Source organism: Brevundimonas sp. (assembly GCF_036676055.1).
Classification (GTDB): domain Bacteria; phylum Pseudomonadota; class Alphaproteobacteria; order Caulobacterales; family Caulobacteraceae; genus Brevundimonas.
On record NZ_JAKFDS010000074.1, the window covers coordinates 14,999 to 34,878 of the forward strand.

Consider the following 19,880-nt stretch of genomic DNA (forward strand, 5'->3'; position numbering starts at 1 on the left):
TCGTCCCCGCCTTGCGCTAGAGAGCCGCCATGTCCCTGCGCCCGCTGTTCGTCACCCAGGTTTATCAGGCGTCGCTGGCGACAGCGCCCGGCTTTCCCGCCTTCAACGCGGCGCTGGCCGAGGCCTGCCGGATGCTGGCGACGGAGGACGAAGCCGGGCGGATGTGGTGCCGCGAGCACGGCTATCGCGGCTACACCTCCTACGGTTCGCTGAACGACCTGCCGCAGCGACTGCCGGAATTCGCGGACCTGAAGCGGCATCTCGACAGGCATGCGCAAGCCTATGCCAAGGCGCTGAATTTCGACCTCGCCCGCCGGCCCCGGCTCGACAATCTGTGGGTCAATATCCTCAAGCCCGGCGGCGGTCATACGGGGCATATCCACCCGCACGCCTTCCTCAGCGGCACCATCTACGTCGAGGTCCCCGACGGCGCCTCGGCGCTGAAGCTGGAAGATCCCCGGCTGCCGATGATGATGGCCCGCCCGGCGGTGCATGCCGATGCGCCGGAGGCCGAGCGGCCGTTCGTCTACCTCGCCCCTCAGCCCGGCACGGTGCTGATGTGGGAAAGCTGGCTGCGCCACGAGGTGCCGGTGAATGCAGCGAAGAGCGAGCGCATCTCGGTGAGCTTCAACTACGCCTGACGCGGCCGCCGCGCGCCCGATCAGCGCTCGGCGCGGTCCAGCAGCTGGATGATCTCGGCCGCCTTGCGCCGCTGCTCCTCAATGTCGCCGGAGACAATGGCGTCTTCGATGCAGTGGTTCAGGTGGCCCTTCAGCATCTCGCTCTCGAAACGGCCCAGGGCGGCGCGGATGGCGCGCACCTGGGTCAGGACGTCGATGCAGTAGCGCCCCTCCTCGACCATCCGGCCGACGCCCCTCACCTGCCCCTCGATCCGGTTCAGACGGTTCCGCAGTTTCGGCTTGTCGTGATGATCCATTGACCCGCTCCTGACTGCCCACAGATACCCGGCTGGGGTAATTTGCACAATACCCTGCCCGGGTATAGGTGAGGATGCAGGACGGAGATCACGCCATGTCGAACAGCTGCTGTTCCGGCCACGCGGCCGCTCACGAGCCGGGCAAGGCGAGCGATCCGGTCTGCGGCATGACCGTCGATCCGGCCGCCACGGTGCATCACGCGACGCACGCGGGCGAGACCTTTCACTTCTGCTCGGCCGGCTGCCGGAGGAAGTTCCTCGACCGGCCGGACCGCTATCTGGACGCCGGCGTGCGTGAGCCGGAGGCCGCGATCCCCGGCGTCGTCTACACCTGTCCCATGCACCCCGAGGTCCGGCAGATCGGCCCGGGGACCTGTCCCAAATGCGGCATGGCGCTGGAGCCGGAAGACACGACGGCCGACGCCGGACCGAACCCCGAGATCGCCGACTTCACCCGCCGCCTGTGGGTCGCCGCCGCCCTGACCCTGCCGCTGTTCATCATCGAGATGGGGGCGCACCTGCCGGGTCTGCACCTGCCGATCCCGCACGGCTGGAACCGCTGGATCCAGTTCGCCCTGGCGACGCCGGTGGTGTTGTGGTCGGGATGGCCGTTCATCGCGCGGGGTTGGGCCTCGGTCCGGACCTGGAACCTGAACATGTTCACCCTGATCGGCCTCGGCACGGTCGTGGCCTGGGCCTTCAGCGCCGTGGCCGTGATCGCGCCGGGGCTGATCCCGGATGCGTTCCGCAGCGCGCACGGCGAGCCGCCGCTGTATTTTGAGGCGGCGGCGGTGATCGTCACCCTGGTGCTGGTCGGCCAACTGCTGGAGCTGCGCGCACGCGAACGAACCTCGGGCGCCATTCGCGCCCTGCTGGACCTGACGCCGAAGCAGGCGCTGCGCGTGCGGGCCGACGGGACCGACGAGGAGATCCCCGTCGAGCACATCGCCGTCGGCGACCGGTTGCGGGTCCGGCCCGGCGAGAAGATCCCCGTCGACGGCGTGCTGGTCGACGGTCGGGCGGCGGTGGACGAGGCGCTGGTGACCGGTGAGTCCATGCCGGTCACCAAACAGGCTGGCGACGCCGTGGTGGCGGGCAGTCTGAACGCCACCGGCTCCTTCGTGATGCGCGCCGAAAAGGTCGGGGCCGACACCCTGCTGGCCCAGATCGTCCAGCTGGTGGCGAAGGCACAGCGCAGCCGGGCGCCGATCCAGCGGCTGGCCGACCGCGTGGCCGGATGGTTCGTGCCGGGGGTCGTCGCGATCGCCGTGATCGCCTTCATCGCCTGGTCTGTAGCCGGACCCGAGCCCCGACTGGCCTATGCCTTTGTGGCCGCTGTCAGCGTGCTGATCATCGCCTGTCCCTGCGCCCTCGGCCTCGCCACCCCCATCTCGATCATGGTCGGGGTCGGTCGCGGCGCCCAGGGCGGGGTGCTGATCCGCGACGCCGAGGCGCTGGAACGGTTCGGCAAGATCGACACCCTTGTGGTCGACAAGACCGGCACCCTGACCGAGGGCCGGCCGGCCTTGACCGCCATCCACGCCGCGGATGGCTACGCCGACGAGGATCTGCTGCGTCTGGCCGCCGGACTGGAGCGGTCCAGCGAGCACCCGCTGGCCCGGGCCCTCGTGCAGGCGGCGGAGGCGCGCAGTCTCGCCCTGTCGACGGCCGAGGAATTCGACAGCCCGGTCGGGCGCGGCGTCGTCGGGACGATCGAGGGCCGCAGGGTGCTGATCGGCTCCTCGGGCTATCTGAAGGACAACGCCATCGACGCCGCGCCTCTGGCGCAGGCTGCGGACGCCTTGCGCCGCGACGGGGCGACGGTGATCTTCATCGCCGTGGACGGTGTCCTGGCCGGCGCCTTCGCCATCGCCGATCCGATCAAGCCGACCAGCCGCGCAGCGGTGGACGCCCTGCACGCCGAAGGCCTGAAGCTGGTCATGCTGACCGGCGACAATGCGGTCACTGCCCGCGCCGTGGCGGCGCAGCTCGGCATCGACTCGGTCGAGGCCGACGTCTCGCCGGCCGACAAGGCCGCCGTGGTCGAGAGGCTGCGCGCCGGGGGCCGGGTCGTGGCCATGGCCGGAGACGGGGTCAACGACGCCCCGGCCCTCGCGGCCGCCGACGTCGGGGTGGCCATGGGCGCGGGCGCCGACGTGGCCATCGAAAGTGCGGGGGTGACCCTGCTGTCCGGCGACCTGAACGGCATCGTCCGGGCGCTGAAGCTGTCGAAGGCCACGGTCCGCAACATCCGGCAAAATCTGTGGTTCGCGTTCGGCTACAACGCTCTCGGCGTGCCGCTGGCGGCGGGGGTGCTGTATCCGGCCTTCGGCCTGCTGCTGTCGCCGATGATCGCGGCCTTGGCCATGTCGCTGTCGTCAGTGAGCGTCATCTCCAACGCGCTCAGACTCAGGGCGGTGAAGCTCTAGCCCGCCATCAATCCGCCCCGCCCCGCCGCTAGGGATTTGCCCAACGGCGGCGCGGCGGCTACACCCCGCGCCAACCTCCCCCGCACTCCAGACGACAGGGCGCGACGCACCTCATGGCGCAGCAATATATTTTCCAGATGCAGGGTCTCACCAAGACCTTCCCCGGCGGCAAGAAGATCTTCGAGAACATCTGGTTGAGCTTCTACAACGACGCCAAGATCGGCGTGGTCGGGGTCAACGGCTCGGGTAAATCCACCCTGCTGAAGATCATGGCCGGGCTGGACACGGAGTTCACTGGCGAGGCCAAGGCCGCCGACGGCGTCAAGCGCGGCTATCTGGAGCAGGAGCCGCAGCTCGATCCGGCCCTGAACGTGCGCGAGAACGTCGAGGCCTGGTGCGAGGAGAAGCAGTGGGTCAGCCGCTTCAACGCCATCGCCATGGAGATGGCCGAGAACTATTCGGACGAGCTGATGGAGGAGATGACCGCCCTCCAGGAGAAGATCGACGCCGGCGACGTCTGGGACATCGACAGCCGTATCGAAATGGCCATGGACGCCCTGCGCTGCCCGCCGGATGACTGGGAGGTCACCAACCTGTCGGGCGGCGAGAAGCGCCGCGTGGCGCTGGCGCGGCTGCTGCTCAGCAAGCCCGACATGCTCCTGCTCGACGAACCGACCAACCACCTCGACGCCGAGTCGGTGGCCTGGCTGCAGCACCACCTCGAGAATTTCCCGGGCTGCGTCATCCTGGTGACCCACGACCGCTACTTCCTCGACCTCGTCACCAAGTGGACGCTGGAGCTGGACCGCGGCAAGGGTCACCCGCACGAGGGCAACTACTCCAGCTGGCTGGAGGCCAAGACCAAGCGGGTGGTGCAGGAGCAGTCGGAATCCGAAGCCCGCCAGCGCGCCCTGACCCGGGAACTGGAATGGGTCCGCTCGGGCGCCAAGGCCCGTCAGGCCAAGTCCAAGGCCCGTCTGGCCGCCTATGAGCGGATGGTCGACGAGCAGGAGTCCATGCGCGGCGCCCAGACCCACGCCGTCATCCAGATCCCGCCCGGCCCGCGCCTCGGCAATGTCGTGCTGGAATGCGACGGGCTGGAGAAGTCCTACGGCGACAAGCTGCTGTTCAAGGACCTGACCTTCAAACTGCCGCCCAACGGCATCGTCGGCGTCATCGGCCCGAACGGCGCCGGCAAGTCGACCCTGTTCCGCCTGATCACCGGCCAGGAACAGCCCGACGCCGGCACGATCCGCGTCGGCGAGACGGTCAAGCTGGCCTATGTCGACCAGAGCCGCGACGACCTGAAGCCGGAGGAGACCATCTGGCAGGCCATTTCGGGCGGCACCGACGTGATGATGGTCGGCAAGCGCGAGATCAACACGCGCGCCTATGTCGGCAGCTTCAACTTCAAGGGCGGCGACCAGCAGAAGAAGGTCGGCCAGCTATCCGGGGGTGAGCGCAACCGCGTGCACCTGGCCAAGACCCTGGCCACCGGCGGCAATCTGATCCTGCTCGACGAACCGACCAACGACCTCGACATCGAGACCCTGCAGAACCTCGAGGAGGCGCTGGAGGGCTTCGCGGGCTGCGCCGTGGTCATCTCCCACGACCGCTGGTTCCTCGACCGCCTGGCGACTCACATCCTGGCCTTCGAAGGCGACAGCCATGTCGAGTGGTTCGAGGGCAATTTCGAGGCCTATGAGGAAGACAAGAAGCGTCGCCTCGGCGTCGAGAGCCTGATCCCCCACCGGATCAAGTTCCAGAAGTTCGGTCGGTAACAGTCGGATAGCGGGCGCAACCCGTACTTGTGAGACAGCAGCGCTTGCGCTTCGACATTGTGCGCCCGATGATCGACCCTGTCCGGAAAGAACGGCATGGTGATCGATCATATGGGCCGACGAGCACCCGCATCCGGTGATGCCTTGATCGCGCGTCGGGAGACCCATCGCGCAATCGACCCCACCCTCTTGCTCGCCCCTGTCACCGGGGACCCCCAGGCTGTGTCATTCACCGGGACTGAGGGCGATGACTCCTGGAACGGAACGTCCGACGCCGACGTCGCGAACGGGCTGGGCGGCAACGACTTCCTGAATGGCGAAGCGGGGAATGACACCCTCGACGGTGGTGACGGTGACGACACCCTTGTCGGGTTTAGCGGCAACGATGTGCTCCTCGGCGGCGCTGGCGCGGACACACTCTACGGAGGGGGGGACCAGGACGAGCTACGTGGCGGCGACGGGAATGACGTCCTCGACGGCGGCGCCGAGCGCGACACGCTCTATGGCGGTGACGGCGATGACCGTCTGATCTCCAACAACAGCGGTTATCCCATATTCGGGGACACCCTTTACGGCGAGGGCGGCAACGATCGGCTGGAAGGCTCCAGCAGCGGCGAAACGATGAGCGGCGGCGACGGCGACGATGTCATCCTCGGGGAGGCCGGCGCCGACACGCTTCTGGGCGGCTCCGGAGCCGACCAGATCACGGCAGGCGACGGCGACGACCGGGTTGTCGGCGGGACCGGAAACGACACCCTGGACGGCGGCGCCGGGCACGACACGCTCGATTATTCGGCCGCCGCCAGCGGCGTAACGGTGAACATGACCACCGGAACGGCCTCCGGCGCCGATGACGTCGACACCCTTTCCAACTTTGAAGTGCTGCTGGGGTCAGCGCACGACGACTGGCTGACCGGCGGCCTCGGCGACGACGAGATTCGGGGCGGCGGCGGCTTCGACCGGCTGGACGGCGGCGACGGGAACGACCGGCTATTCGTGAGCGGGGACGCCGGCTCGCTGATGTTCGGGGGCCTTGGGATCGACGAACTTCGCGGCGCCGCGGGCGCAGACGAATTGGACGGCGAGCAAGGCAACGACCGGATCATTGGCGCGGGCGGGAACGACATCCTGTACGGCGCCGACGGAAATGACGAGCTGCGTGGCGGAGCGGGCGCGGATCAGCTTTACGGCGGCGCCGGCGACGACCTGCTGCATGAAGACTACGAGAACCTTCAGAACGCCGGTGCGGATATTTACCGCGGCGGCGCAGGCAACGACACGATCCGCGTCTACGTTCTGTCCGCAGGCGAGATTTACGATGGCGGGGATGGCGTCGATCATCTGCTGATCGATCGCTACGATCTGGCGCTGCTTCCGACCTACGCCTGCGACATTGATCTGGAGGCGGGCTCCTTCACCAGTCAGGGCGGAGCTTCGACGATCTCCGGGGTGGAGAACATCACCCTGCTCTATACAGGCGCCCATACGGTGCGGGGCGATGGCCTGGCCAATGTCATCACCACCAGTAGCGGAAACGACACCCTGGACGGCCGGGGCGGCGACGATGTTCTCGACGGCGGAGCCGGGAACGACACGCTGACGGGCGGCGACGGCGACGATGTGATCCGGGGCGGCGCCGGAACGGATACGATCGACGGCGGCGTCGGCGAGAATGTGATCGACGGCGGCGCGGGCGAAGACACCCTTGTAGTGAACGGGACCCGGGACGAGGTCGCCATCCAGATGGTAGCGGGCGGCTATGTCGTCTATCCGGCGGGCGGCGAGCACCATCTCACCGCGGTCGAGTTCGTTCGCTTCACCGACGGAACGACGATCGATCTCCGCAACGCGTTCACGGTGGTCGATGGCACGGCCAGCGACGATACCCTGACCGGCACGGGCGGCGCGGACGTGATCCGGGGTCTGGACGGCGATGATCGACTTGAGGGGCTCGGCGGGAGCGATCAGCTGGAGGGCGGCGCGGGCGACGACACCCTCCTCGGCGAGGCCAGTCGCGACATCCTTCTCGGCGGGCTCGGCAACGACCTGATCGACGGCGGCGACGGCGACGATTTCATCACCGGCGGCGGCGGGCACGACACCATCATCGGCGGCGCGGGGACCGACGTGCTGATCGTTTCCGGAAACGCCTCCGACTATCGCCTGCTCATCGACGGCGACGACTTCATCCTCAAGGGACCGGACGGGCGAGACCACCTGACCGGCGTAGAGACGATCCGGTTCGGCGATGGGAAAGTGCTGGAGTTGAATCGGATGTACGGGCCTGGCGGCATTGGCGGCGCCTTGGGCGACGGGCGGATTCCGGAAGCCCTGCTTTTGGGCGGATCGACAGACGGAATGGACCATGGTTCGTCGCCCCCCGGCCGAGACGATCCGTTCGACGCGAACGGCAAGGGCCTCCATGAACCGCTGGTTCTCCCGAACTCGGCCGGGCCGGAGTTGTTCTCAGACCGCGTCGCCCCGGCTTCGCCGGACGGCTCCTGGATGTTGACATCGGACGAACAGGGCGGCCTGCTCGATCTCCGCCGCCTCCACGACGACTGGATGTAGGCGCGTCTTGGCGCGGCGGCCCGGGACTGGTCTAATCCGGCCATGACCGACCGCCCCGCCCTGCTGATCATGCAGCGCCATCTGGCGCCCCTGACGGCGTTTCTGGAAAGCCAGTGGACCGTCTACCGCTTCTGGGAGGGACCGCCGGTCGAGGCGCAGGCGGAGATCCGGGCTCTGGTGGTGGCCGGCGAATTCCCGCTCGACAAACATCTGATCGAAAGCCTGCCGAGCCTGCAACTGATCGCCTGTTTCACCTCCGGCTATGACCGGATCGACGTGGCGTGGTGTCGGGCGCGGGGTCTGGCGGTGACGCACGCGCCCGGGGTCAATCACGAGGACGTGGCCGACCACGCCATCGGCCTGATCCTGGCGGCGCGACGGCAGATCGCAGCCGGGGATCGGGGGCTCCGCGCTGGCGAATGGACCGTGGACTCGAAAATGATCACGCCGTCGCTGAAAGGTCAGCGGGTCGGCGTCGTCGGTCTGGGCGCGATCGGCGAGGCCGTGGCCCGCCGCGCCGAGGCCCTGCGCATGACGGTGAAATGGTGGGGCCCGCGTGAGAAGGCCGCCGCCTGGCCTCGCGCGGCGAGCCTCGTCGAGCTGGCCCGGGACAGCGACATCCTGGTAGTGGCCTGCAAGGCCGACGACGGCAATATCGGCCTGATCTCGCGCGAAGTGATCGAGGCGCTCGGGCCTCAGGGGCTGCTGGTCAATGTGGCGCGGGGGCAGCTGGTCGACGAGGACGCCCTGATCGCGGCCCTGAACGACGGGCGGCTGGGCCAGGCGGCGCTGGACGTGTTCGAGGACGAGCCGACCGCCGCGACCCGCTGGGCCGACGTGCCCAACACCGTGCTGACGCCGCACACGGCCGGGGCCACCACCGAGGCGGTGCAGGGCATGCTGATGCTGCTGATGCAGAACCTGCAGGCGGCCTTCGCCGGCGAGCCGCTGAAGACGCCGGTTCCGGAGGACTGATCAGCTTCGAAGAGTGGCGCGGCCGCCGGGCCGTGGCATAGTCGCGCTCACCCGGACGTTGCGAGATCCAACTTGACCGAAGCCCCCGAGCCCGCCCCTCGCCTCGAATGTTTCCCGACCAGTCCGACGCCGCCGGAACTGGTTCCGGGCCGACCCGACCGCGACTGGATGGACGCCTTCGCGGCCCGCCACCCCTACCGCTGCCTGCCCCTGAGCATGGCCAACACCACAGGGTGGGAGCTGCTGTGCCCGTTCGGCTTTGAGGCGGAGTGGGACGGCGGCCTCGCGGCGGAGGCGATCCGTTTCACCCCCGACGCCGACGCCGTCCATTTCGAGCATTTCGCAGCCTCGCACTTCACCCACGGCATCATCACCTTCCACACGGGATGGCTGTTCCGCACCCCGCCCGGGTGGGCGCTGCGGGCTTCGGGCAGTCCCAATCGGTTCAAGCATGGCCTCGCCCCGCTGGAAGGCCTGGTCGAGACGGACTGGCTGCCCTACCCCTTCACGATGAACTGGGCCTTCACCGCGCCGGGCAAGGTCCGGTTCGAGAAGGGCGAGCCCTTCTGTTTCATCCAGCCGGTCGAGCATCGCCGCATCGAGGCGTTCGAGCCAGTGCGGGCCTCGCTGGAGGGCGACGCCGATCTGGGTCGACAGTACGAGGCGTGGAAGGAGGCCCGGACCCTGTTCAACAACAGCATGGCCGACGGCGATCCGGAGGCGATCAAACAGGCCTGGCAGCGCTACTATTTCCGCGGCGAGTATCCCGACCGCGCCGAGCGGCCGGAAGGTCATGTCAACAAGCGGCGGCTGACCGCCCTGCCCGAGGCCCCTGCGCCCGTCGCGGCCCCGGAGCCCGGCCCGCGCGTCGATTTCAGGGCCTGGTCGGCCGTCGGCGCGCTCGGAACGAAATCCCCGGCCGAAGACTGATCAGCCCGGCATATCCGGGAACGGCATCGGTTCCGGCGCGGGCGTCGGTATGGCCGGCGCGCGCGGCGGCGCGGGCGGCCGGGGCCGTTCGTCCTCGGACAGGACGCCGTCGCCGTTCGTATCCATGCGGGTGAACATCCGCTCGGCGCCGGCGACCATCTCCTCCCGCGAGATGCGGCCGTCGTTGCTGGCGTCGGACTGGGCGATCATCCGGCGCATGCGCCCGCCGCCCATGGCTCCGGCCGGACCGCTGCTGAGAACCGCCAGTTCGTCCCCGGTGACGCCGCCATCCTGATTGGCGTCGAGCCGCTCAAACATCCGGCCCGCCCAGGCCGGCACGTCGGCCAAGGCGGGTGGCGGTCCCATCCCGGCGCCGGGCCCGCCGCCCATGCCGCCGCCGGGCGGAGGCGTCTGCGCCAGGGCGGGCGTGGACAGGAGCAGCAGGGCGCCGATGGAGGCCGCCAAGGTTTTCGGAGGAAGGGTCATCGCTCAGATCCCGGGACTGTTTCGCGGCCCCGACACAGTGTTCCCGAACCCGGGCCTTTGCCAGAGGATTCCGCTTGCATAATCATATAAGGATATCTTTATATGATGCGATGACCTTGACCGCAGACCAGACCGTCGAAGCCCTGCGCGCCGCAGGAGAGCCCACCCGCCTGCGCGTGCTGTCCCTGCTCGCCGGCGAAGAGCTGTCGGTGATGGAGCTGTCGCGGATTCTCGACCAGAGCCAGCCGCGCGTCTCGCGTCACCTCAAGCTGATGACCGACGCCGGGCTGATCGAGCGCTTCCCGGATGGGGCGCGGGTGTTCTACCGGCTGACCTCGGACGCCCTGGCGCGGCGACTGATCGACACGGTCCTCGACGTGGTCGACTCCGGCGCCGGCGAGGCCGACGACCGCCGGCTCGAGGAGGTGCGGCGCGACCGCGAGGCGGCGGCAGACGCCTATTTCGAGCGCATCGCCCCGCAGTGGGACCGGATTCGCTCGCTCTACGTCTGCGAAACGGCCGTGGAGTCCGCGATCCAGAAGGCGGCGGGCGATGGACCGTTCGAACGGGTCGTCGACCTCGGCACCGGCTCGGGTCGGATGCTGACCCTGCTCGGCAAGAAGGCCAAGATGTCGCTGGGCCTCGACCTCAGCCACAACATGCTCAACATCGCCCGCGCCAATGTGACGAAGGCGGGCCTCGACAAGGTAGAACTGCGCCACGGCGACATCTTCGCCACCCGCCTGCCGCAGCAGAGCGCCGATCTGGTGCTGGTGCATCAGGTGCTGCACTATCTGGCCGATCCGGCCGCGGCGGTGGCCGAGGCGGCGCGACTGGTCATGCCGGGCGGCCTTCTGCTGATCGTCGACTTCGCTCCGCACGCGCTGGAGCACCTGCGCGAGGAGCATCAGCACCGTCGTCTGGGCTTCTCCGACGAAGAGATGAAGCGCTGGCTGGCCGAGGCCGGGCTGACGCCGTCGGCCCCGATCGCCCTGCCGCCGGATACGGACGGCCTGACCGTTGTCATCTGGTCCGCCCGGCGCGTCGCCGAAGCGAAGGCGCGGGTGGCGTGACAACCTCCGCCTTCAGCCTCGCTGAAGCTCGCGCCCTGCTGCTGTCGCCGCTGGGGCCGGTCGCCCGCGCCGGCCGGGATGCGTCGCGCCCTCGTGTGTCGTTCGAATTCTTCCCACCGAAATCCGACGAGGCCGAGGCCAGTCTGTGGAAGGCCGTGACCCGGCTGGCGCCGCTCTCGCCGGACTTCGTCTCGGTCACCTACGGCGCTGGCGGCTCGACCCGTCAGCGCACCCACCGGACGGTGCAGCGCATTCTCGGCGAGACCAGCCTGACCCCGGCGGCGCACCTGACCTGCGTCGAGGCCAGTCGCGACGAGGTCGATGCGGTGATCGACGGCTACCACGCCGCCGGGGTCCGCCATATTGTAGCCCTGCGCGGCGACCCTCCGGGCGGGGCAGGCATTGGCGGGCCCTATGCTCCGCATGCGGACGGCTACGCCAACGCCACCGAATTGACGGCGGCCGTAGCCCGGCGTGGAGGCTTCGAAATCAGTGTCGGCTGCTATCCCGAGGGTCATCCCGAGAGTCCCTCCATCGCCCACGATATCGAGGTACTGAAGGCCAAGGTGGACGCCGGAGCGACCCGGGCGATCAGCCAGTTCTTCTTCGACATCGACGCCTTCCTGCGCTTCCGTGACCGGGTGCGGGCGGCAGGCGTGACCATACCGATCATCCCGGGCGTGATGCCTGTGACCAATTTCACCGGGCTGAAGCGGATGTCGGCGGGCTGCGGCGCCACGGTGCCGGACTGGCTCGCGGCCCATTTCGACGGACTGGATGACGACCCCGAAACGCGCAAGCTGATCGCCGCTTCGGTGGCGGCCGAGACCTGCGCCCGGCTGCAGGAGGAAGGTTTCGCCGACTTCCATTTCTACACCCTGAACCGCGCCGATCTGGTCTACGCCATCTGCCGGGTCCTGGGTGTGCGCGAGGTGGAGGCCCGCACAGTATGAGTTCTCCCCTTCCCCGCAGCGAACGCATCGCCGCCCTGCACCGGGCCGCGAAGGAGCGCATCCTCGTTCTGGACGGCGCCTGGGGCGTGATGATCCAGCGCAGCGACCTGTCGGAAGAGCAATTCCGCGGCGAGCGCTTCGCCGGGCACGAGGTTCAGTTGAAGGGCGACAACGACATCCTGTGCCTGACCCGGCCCGACATCATTTCGGACCTGCATGACCAGTATTTCGCCGCCGGGGCCGACATCTCCGAAACCAACACCTTCTCGGCCACCACCATCGCCCAGGATGACTACGCGCTCGACGCCCAGGCCGTGTGGGACATCAATCTGGAGGGGGCGAAACTGGCCCGCGCCGCCGCCGACCGCTGGACGGAGAAGGACCCGCACAAGCCGCGTTTCGTGGCCGGCTCGATCGGGCCGCTGAACAAGATGCTGTCGATGTCGTCGGACGTAAACGACCCCGGCGCGCGGCAGGTGACCTTCGACCAGGTCTATGGCGCCTATCGCCATCAGGCGCGGGCCCTGTACGCAGGCGGGGTCGACATGTTCCTGATCGAGACCATCACCGACACCCTGAACTGCAAGGCGGCGATCAAGGCCATCCTCGATCTCGCAGACGAGGGGCTGGAGCCGCTGCCGATCTGGATATCGGGCACTATCGTCGACCGCTCGGGGCGGACGTTGAGCGGCCAAACGGCCGAGGCCTTCTGGAACAGCGTGCGCCACGCCAAACCCTTCGCCGTCGGCTTCAACTGCGCGCTCGGCGGCGAGCTGATGCGGCCTTTCATCGCCGAACTGAGCCGGGTCGCGGATACGCTGGTGGCGGCCTATCCCAACGCCGGCCTGCCCAACGCCATGGGCGAGTATGACGAGCAGCCGCACGAGACGGCGCATTTCATTGAGGAGTGGGCGCGCTCGGGTCTGGTCAACATCGTCGGCGGCTGCTGCGGGACGACGCCGGAGCATATCCGCCACGTGGCGGATGAGGTGGCGGGGCTGCCGCCGCGCGTGATCCCGGAACGGCCGACCGCCATGCGGCTGGCGGGGCTGGAACCGTTCGAATTGGCCGTCTGATGCGCCCCACCTTCATCAACGTCGGCGAGCGGACCAACGTCACCGGCTCTGCCAAATTCAAGAAGCTGATCATCGACGGCGACTACGCCGCCGCCCTGTCGGTGGCGCGGCAGCAGGTCGAGGCCGGGGCCTCGGTCATCGACATCAATATGGACGAGGGGCTGCTGGACGGCGTCGTCGCCATGCGCACCTTCCTCAACCTGATCGCGGCCGAGCCCGACATCGCCCGCGTGCCTGTGATGATCGACAGCTCCAAATGGGAGGTGATCGAGGCGGGCCTGAAATGCGTCCAGGGCAAGCCGATCGTCAATTCGATCTCGATGAAGGCCGGCGAGGCCGAATTCCGGGAACAGGCCGTCAAATGCTTGCGCTACGGGGCCGCCGTGGTGGTCATGGCCTTCGACGAACAAGGCCAGGCCGACACCGCCGCGCGCAAGATTGAGATTTGCACGCGGGCGTATCGTCTCCTTGTGGACGAGGTCGGCTTTCCGCCCGAGGACATCATCTTCGACCCCAACATCTTCGCCGTGGCGACGGGGATCGAGGAGCACGACAACTACGCCGTCGACTTCATCGAGGCGACACGGGCGATCAAGGCGACCCTGCCCTTCGCCCGCGTCTCCGGCGGGGTGTCGAACGTCTCGTTCAGCTTCCGCGGCAACGAGCCGGTGCGGCGGGCGATCCACAGCGTCTTCCTGTTTCACGCCATCCAGGCGGGCCTCGACATGGGCATCGTCAACGCCGGCGACCTGCCGGTCTATGACGACATCGACCCGGTGCTGCGGGAGGCGGTCGAGGACGTGATCCTGAACCGGCCGCGGCGAACCAATGTCTCGAACACCGAGCGGCTGGTCGACCTCGCCCCGACCTACAAGGGCGACAAGGGCGCGGCCAGGGTGGTCGACCTGAAATGGCGCGAGGCTCCGGTCGGCAAACGGATCGAGCACGCCCTGGTCAACGGCATAACCGACTGGATCGAGGCCGACACGGAAGAGGCCAGGCTGGCGTCGCAGCGGCCGCTACATGTCATCGAAGGTCCGCTGATGGACGGGATGAACGTGGTCGGCGACCTGTTCGGCGCCGGCAAGATGTTCCTGCCCCAGGTGGTCAAGTCGGCCCGGGTGATGAAACAGGCGGTGGCGTATCTCGAGCCCTTCATGGAGGCGGAGAAGACCGGCAAGCCGCGCCAGCAGGCCGGACGGATCCTGATGGCCACGGTCAAGGGCGACGTCCACGACATCGGCAAGAACATCGTCGGCGTTGTTCTCCAGTGCAACAACTACGAGGTCATCGACCTGGGCGTCATGGTCCCGGCCGACCGCATCCTCGACGCCGCCGTCGAGCACAAGGTCGACATCATCGGTCTGTCGGGCCTGATCACCCCCTCGCTGGACGAGATGGTGTTCGTGGCGCGCGAGATGGAGCGGCGCGGTTTCGACATCCCCTTGCTGATCGGCGGGGCGACCACCAGCCGGACTCATACGGCAGTCAAGGTCGAGCCGGCCTATCGCCGCGGTTCGACTACCTATGTCGTCGACGCCAGTCGGGCCGTGGGCGTGGTTTCCGGCCTGCTTTCCCCCACCGGGAAGGCCAGGAACGAGGCGGCGACGCGCGACGAATACATCCGCATCCGCGAGCAGTTCGCGCGGGGCCAGACGGCCAAGTCGCGGGCGGCCCTGCCGGCGGCGCGGGCCAACCGGTTCCGGCCGCAGGCGGCGACTCCCCTGCCCCCTAAGCCATCGTTCCTCGGCGTGCGGGCCTTCGACAGCTGGGACCTCGCCGACCTGGCGGCCCATATCGACTGGACGCCCTTTTTCGCCGGCTGGGGGCTGATCGGCCGCTATCCGCTGATCCTTGAGGACGAAATCGTCGGCGAGGCGGCACGAGACCTGTTCCGCGACGCCCGGGCGATGCTGAAGCGGATCATCGACGAGAAATGGTACACCGCCCGCGGCGTCATCGGTTTCTGGCCGGCCAACGCGCAGGGCGACGACATCGTGGTCTGGGCCGACGAAAGCCGGACGACCGAGCTGGCGCGCTTCCACGGCCTGCGCCAGCAGATCGCCAAGACCAGCGGCAAGCCCAACCTGTGCCTGTCCGACTTCGTGGCCGAAGACGGCGACGATTGGCTGGGGGCCTTCGCGGTCACGGCCGGCCACGGCGAGCTGGAGAAGGCGCGGGCGTTCAAGGCCGCGGGCGACGACTATTCCGCCATCCTCGCCACCTCCCTGGCCGACCGCCTCGCCGAAGCCTTCGCCGAGGCCCTGCACAAGAAAGTCCGCACCGAACTGTGGGGCCATGCGCCGGACGAGCAGACCACGGTCGAAGACCTTATAGCCGAGAGTTATCAGGGCATCCGTCCCGCGCCCGGCTACCCCGCCCAACCCGACCACACGGAAAAGGCGACGCTGTTCAAGCTTTTGCAGGCAGAAGCCAATGCCGGAATGCAACTGACCGAGAGCTTCGCCATGAGCCCGCCCGCGTCGGTCTCAGGCCTCTATTTCGGCCATGCCGAAAGCCACTACTTCGGCGTCGGCAAGATCGACCGCGACCAGGTCGAGGACTACGCCCGCCGCAAGGGCTGGGACCTGGAGACCGCCGAACGCTGGCTGGGGCCGATCCTCAACTACGAGCCGGGAGCCCCGGCCCGCAGCGACGCGGCCTGACAAGCGCCCGGATCTATCCCCGTCATCACCGCATTCGCCGACGCCGATCCCCGAACTCCCCGTAAATCCGTCGCCGAACTCCCCTACTCCAGCCCCACCTCCGACGGGGTCGCCGGAGCGGTGGTGACGTTGTCGCGCAGGCGTCGCGCCGCATGCTCGCAGCGACCCGGCAGGCCGAAGAACAGGCCGAAAGCCTGGCTGCGCACCGCCTCGTCCTGACCGTTCAGAGGAGCCCATTTGGCCTTGGCCTCGGCGGCGGCGGCCTCGGCGGCGGCGCGGCTGCGCGCCGACTGGCGCGGCGTCGCGGCGTCGAGGGCGGACCGGAAGTCGGCGGCCTCGAGCCGGCCGAGGCGGATGATGTCGCGATCCAGCGGATCGGCATCGGTCAGGGTTTCGCCCAGGGCGACATGGCCGTTCACCAGCGCCTCGCACCACGCCACCAGCGGATAGTCCTCTTCCGGCGCGCCGCGCGGCAGGGGGTTGGCGTAGGCCACGGCCTCGCGGAGCCGCAGGGCGTCGGCGCTCTCGCCCGAGGCGGGCCCGGCCGTGACGATGGGCCCGTCCTGCCCGGCGGCAGGCGCGGCATGGACGACGAGGGCGGCGGCGAAGGCGAGGCTGGCGATCATGGAGGCTCCGGATTTCTGCACTTCGGACAGTGTCCGGATGCCGCAACGCATCAGAGGCCGCAATGGTTTTTACGGGGCGGCCGTTTCCGTCGGTTGGCCCAAAGAAAAAGGCGGCGGACCCGAAGGTCCGCCGCCCGGTAGTCTGTATCTCCGACCGCTTTAGAAGCGGTAGGCCAGGCTGAAGCGCAGCTGGCGCGGAGCCTGATAGGCGGTGACCCGGCCGTAGTTCGGATCCGGATCGGTCGGGCTGGTCAGATCGCCGAACTCGTTGAAGTCCTGCTCCGACTTGAAGTTGAAGACGTTGAACACGTCCGCGCGGAGCACGAGGCTGTCGCCCGGGATTTCAAAGACTTCCGCCAGATCGTAGGCGAAGGTCAGGTCGACAACCTTGAGCCAGTCGCTTTCGAACGACTCGCCGCGGGGGGTGGCCACGCCGCCGCAGAACCACGACGCCGCGCCGTAGAGCGAGGCGAAGAAGTCCGTCGGGTGCACGCCCTGGCAGCCGAACTTGCGCGGCGACTGGATCAGGATGTTGGCGCCGATGTTCAGGGCGGGGGTCGCCTGCCAGTTGCCGAACGCCTTGAAGGTGTGCTCGCGGTGGTTCGGAAGGAAGCCGTAAGCGTTATCCGTCAGGCCGGGCTGGTCGAAGTCCTGCGACAGACCGGGGTCGGTCTGGCCATTGTCCGACTTCAGGGCGCCTTCGTAGTTGCCCTTGTTTTCCGACCAGACGTAGCTGAAGCGACCGCCCCAGACGCCATCGAACGGCTTCTCGAGCGAGACCTCGACCGCCTTGTAGGTACGATCGGGGACCGGATAGTTCAGCTGGTCGGCGGTGAGGGTGATCTCACGGTCGGCGAACGTCCGGCCGAGACCGCCCGGACCCGCGTCGGCGCGGGTCAGGTCGGCGCCCGACAGGGTGATGACCATGTCCTCGCCCGGGTTGGTCAGCACGTACTGGTGGAAGCCGTACCACACATTGTAGCAGATCGAGCTGTTCAGGTCAGTGGTGGTATCGCAGTAGGCCAGAACCGCGGCGTCGATGGCGACGTCATCGATGGCCGTACCCAGTTCGCGGTACGTGCCCTTGACGCCCAAGGTCCAGTCACCGAACACGCGCTGCTCGTAGCCGAGGATGAACTCGTCCACAAACATCGGGTCGATCTCGGCGTCGACCGAGGTCGAGGTGTCCTTGATCGTACCGTCGGCCAGGTTGGTGCCGCTGACGAAGGTGCCGAGGATCGGCTCGTCCGTCACGTCGTTGATGCCGTCCTGGTTGGCGTCGTTGACCAAGTCGCCGTTATTGACGTTCAGATTCCAGGTGTCCTGGATGAAGAACTCCGCCCCGGCCAGACGCTGGTTGGTGTTGACCGCGACCGGCAGGAAGTAGCGACCCCAGAAGCCGAACAGCTTGGCTTCACCGTCGCCGAAGACGTCGTAGGTCGCGCCGAGACGCGGAGCCCACTGGTTCTGCAGGTCGATGAAGGCAACGCCGGCGCCGTTCTCGTTCTCGAAGCCCTCGTTGCGGAGGCCGAGATTGAGGATCAGCTGGTCGGTGACCTCCCAGGAGTCCTGGATGTAGAAGGCGTTCTGGGTCGAGGTCCAGGCGCCGTCGTTGTCATAGGCGCGAATGCGGACGCGACGCGGCTGCCCGATCAGGTCGGGACGGCCCACGGCGGCCGCCGTCGTGGCGGTGAACAGCGTCTGGTAGCGGTACCAGAGGCCGCCCGTGACTTCACCCGTGCAGGCGATGTCCGGGGTGATGCCGCCGGGGCGGCAGTAGCTGTAGCCGGCGCCCGAGTAGTCCAAGGTCTGGCTGGATTCCAGGGTCTCGTTGTCGAGGCCCAGACGGAAGTGGTGCGAGCCCATGAAATCGGCGTAGATGTCGACGTCGGCCCGGAGCACGGTCCGCTCGTCCTCATTCGACGACGGCTGGCCCACACCCCAGATGCCGCGACGCGGGAAGCCCGGCAGCTGGTCGGTGATCAGCGCACCGGCGTCGCCGGGCGACGTGTTGTACTCGTTGTACTCGTTGACGCCGTAGGCGATCGAGGTCGTCAGCCAGTCGGTCCACACGCCGGTGTAGCGCGCGATCCAGTTCTCGCCGCCGAACTTGAAGGTCGACGGAGTGAAGCTCCCGATCTGGTCGCCGTCAGCGTTGACGTAGATGTTCTCAGTCAGCTGCTCCTGCTCGTCGGAGAAGTAGGTAAACTCCAGACGGTGGTCGTCGGTGATCAGGAAGTCGACCTTGGCGCCGTAGAACGGATCGTCCGAGGTGACCCGGGTGCCGTTCGCACCCGCGCCGAAGGCGGGGTCGACGGTCGGGGTGCCGATGTTGACGGCTTCGCGATCGCGCCAGTTGTACAGGCCGAAGACGAACAGACGGTCCTGGATGATCGGGCCGCCGAAGTCGAAGATGACGTCCGAGGACTCGTTCTCGTCGAACTTGTTCTGCGCCAGGTAGGTGTCCGGCGAGTCATCACGCAGGCTGTCCGGCTGCCAGTAGGCGGTGATGCCGAATTCCCACTCGTTGCCGCCCGACTTGGTCGTGCCGTTCAGCACGCCGCCGGTGCCACGGCCGAACTCCGAGGAGTAGCCGCCGGTCTTGGTCTCGAGGGTCTGGTAGAATTCGAACGGAACGGTCGACGAACCGGTGAAGTCCCGGAATTTCGTGATGTTCAGGCCGTTGATGAAGTAGGTGTTCTCGCCGGCCGAAGCGCCGCCGATGGTCGGGATGGAGCCGAAGGCGCCGTCCGAGGCGGTCACGCCCGGAGCCAGCAGAGCCACGGCGCCCGCGTCGCGGGCGATCGGAACGTTCTTCGACAGTTCCTCGACGTTGACCGTCAGGCCGGTCGTGGTGGCGTCGAATTCCGAGACCGCGCGGCGCACGCCGACGACGACGACTTCGTCGATCTGCGTGGCGTTGTCGGCCGCAGCGCCGAGGGTCAGGGTCAGCGAGGCGGTGCCGCCCGAACCGACCGAAACGGTGTCGGTCAGCGAGTTGTAGCCCGACGCGTTGACGACGACTTCGTACTGGCCTTGCGGCAGGGCCACGGCGCGGAAGCCGCCCGAGGCGTCAGTGGTGAAGCTGCGCGTGAAGCCCTGGCTCACCGAGCGGAGCGTCACGGTGGCGCCCGCGACCGGGGCGCCGGCCTGGTTGGCCACGGTGCCCGAGACGGCGCCCTGGGTCAGGTTCTGCGCGATGGCGACCGACGGCGTCATCAGGGTGACAGCCGGAGCCGCCACCAGCGCCATAAGCGCCGTTCCGCCGATCATGGTCGAGTGCAGCAACCGCTGCTTGATGGTTTGGGTCTTCAAAGGTGGTCCTCCTGAGACCGCCGGGCGCTTCCAGGAGGAGGCGAACAACGACGGCAACCAAA

General features: G+C 68.0%; 14 protein-coding genes. 10 read left to right on the forward strand and 4 right to left on the reverse strand.

The genetic code is table 11. The features are described 5' to 3' along the window. Nucleotides 1–29 precede the first annotated feature (29 nt). The gene (locus V6M45_RS12485; RefSeq protein ID WP_332656864.1) at nt 30–641 is read left to right on the forward strand and encodes a TIGR02466 family protein; all 612 of its coding nucleotides are present in this window, start codon (nt 30–32) and stop codon (nt 639–641) included. Between the two features lie 20 nt (nt 642–661). Here V6M45_RS12485 and V6M45_RS12490 read toward each other — a convergent pair whose 3' ends face one another. Next, nucleotides 662–937, reverse strand: a complete 276-nt coding sequence (locus tag V6M45_RS12490) for a metal-sensitive transcriptional regulator (RefSeq protein WP_332656865.1) — start codon at nt 935–937, stop codon at nt 662–664. 95 nt (nt 938–1,032) lie between these two features. Here V6M45_RS12490 and V6M45_RS12495 point away from each other — a divergent pair, with 95 nt between their 5' ends. The 5 genes from V6M45_RS12495 (at nt 1,033) to V6M45_RS12515 (ending at nt 9,623) form a co-directional block, all read left to right on the forward strand. Continuing rightward, a complete protein-coding gene (locus V6M45_RS12495) occupies nt 1,033–3,366 on the forward strand; it encodes a heavy metal translocating P-type ATPase (protein WP_332656866.1) in 2,334 nt (777 codons plus the stop codon). Between the two features lie 113 nt (nt 3,367–3,479). Continuing rightward, complete coding sequence (gene ettA, locus V6M45_RS12500; RefSeq protein WP_332656867.1) at nt 3,480–5,147, forward strand: energy-dependent translational throttle protein EttA; 1,668 nt, start codon at nt 3,480–3,482, stop codon at nt 5,145–5,147. Between the two features lie 96 nt (nt 5,148–5,243). Next, nucleotides 5,244–7,718 carry a calcium-binding protein gene (locus V6M45_RS12505; RefSeq protein ID WP_332656868.1) on the forward strand — a complete coding sequence of 825 codons (2,475 nt, stop codon included), beginning with the start codon at nt 5,244–5,246 and terminating at the stop codon, nt 7,716–7,718. A gap of 42 nt (nt 7,719–7,760) precedes the next feature. Further along, complete coding sequence (locus V6M45_RS12510) at nt 7,761–8,693, forward strand: 2-hydroxyacid dehydrogenase (RefSeq protein ID WP_332656869.1); 933 nt, start codon at nt 7,761–7,763, stop codon at nt 8,691–8,693. 72 nt (nt 8,694–8,765) lie between these two features. Continuing rightward, entirely contained in the window at nt 8,766–9,623 is an 858-nt protein-coding gene (locus tag V6M45_RS12515) for a DUF6065 family protein (RefSeq protein ID WP_332656870.1), read from the forward strand. Here V6M45_RS12515 and V6M45_RS12520 read toward each other — a convergent pair whose 3' ends face one another. Continuing rightward, nucleotides 9,624–10,109, reverse strand: coding sequence for an EF-hand domain-containing protein (locus V6M45_RS12520; RefSeq protein WP_332656871.1), 486 nt, complete (start codon nt 10,107–10,109; stop codon nt 9,624–9,626). A gap of 110 nt (nt 10,110–10,219) precedes the next feature. On the opposite strand from V6M45_RS12520, the gene V6M45_RS12525 reads away from it, so the two are divergent. From V6M45_RS12525 to metH, 4 genes are read left to right on the forward strand one after another with little or no spacing between them, the layout of a single operon-like run. Then, nucleotides 10,220–11,182, forward strand: a complete 963-nt coding sequence (locus tag V6M45_RS12525) for an ArsR/SmtB family transcription factor (protein WP_332656872.1) — start codon at nt 10,220–10,222, stop codon at nt 11,180–11,182. After that, nucleotides 11,179–12,135 (forward strand): methylenetetrahydrofolate reductase [NAD(P)H], encoded by a 957-nt coding sequence (gene metF / locus V6M45_RS12530; protein ID WP_332656873.1) that lies wholly within the window; start codon nt 11,179–11,181, stop codon nt 12,133–12,135. The genes V6M45_RS12525 and metF overlap by 4 nt, the downstream gene beginning before the upstream one ends. Then, nucleotides 12,132–13,211 (forward strand): homocysteine S-methyltransferase family protein, encoded by a 1,080-nt coding sequence (locus V6M45_RS12535; protein ID WP_332656874.1) that lies wholly within the window; start codon nt 12,132–12,134, stop codon nt 13,209–13,211. The genes metF and V6M45_RS12535 overlap by 4 nt, the downstream gene beginning before the upstream one ends. Beyond that, nucleotides 13,211–15,877 (forward strand): methionine synthase, encoded by a 2,667-nt coding sequence (metH, locus tag V6M45_RS12540; protein WP_442880588.1) that lies wholly within the window; start codon nt 13,211–13,213, stop codon nt 15,875–15,877. The genes V6M45_RS12535 and metH overlap by 1 nt, the downstream gene beginning before the upstream one ends. 83 nt (nt 15,878–15,960) lie before the next feature. Here the strand turns inward: metH and V6M45_RS12545 are convergent, their stop codons facing one another. Both V6M45_RS12545 and V6M45_RS12550 read right to left on the reverse strand, forming a co-directional pair. After that, a complete protein-coding gene (locus tag V6M45_RS12545; RefSeq protein WP_332656875.1) occupies nt 15,961–16,503 on the reverse strand; it encodes a hypothetical protein in 543 nt (180 codons plus the stop codon). 159 nt (nt 16,504–16,662) lie between these two features. Further along, a complete protein-coding gene (locus V6M45_RS12550) occupies nt 16,663–19,818 on the reverse strand; it encodes a TonB-dependent receptor (RefSeq protein WP_332656876.1) in 3,156 nt (1,051 codons plus the stop codon). Nucleotides 19,819–19,880: the final 62 nt, after the last annotated feature.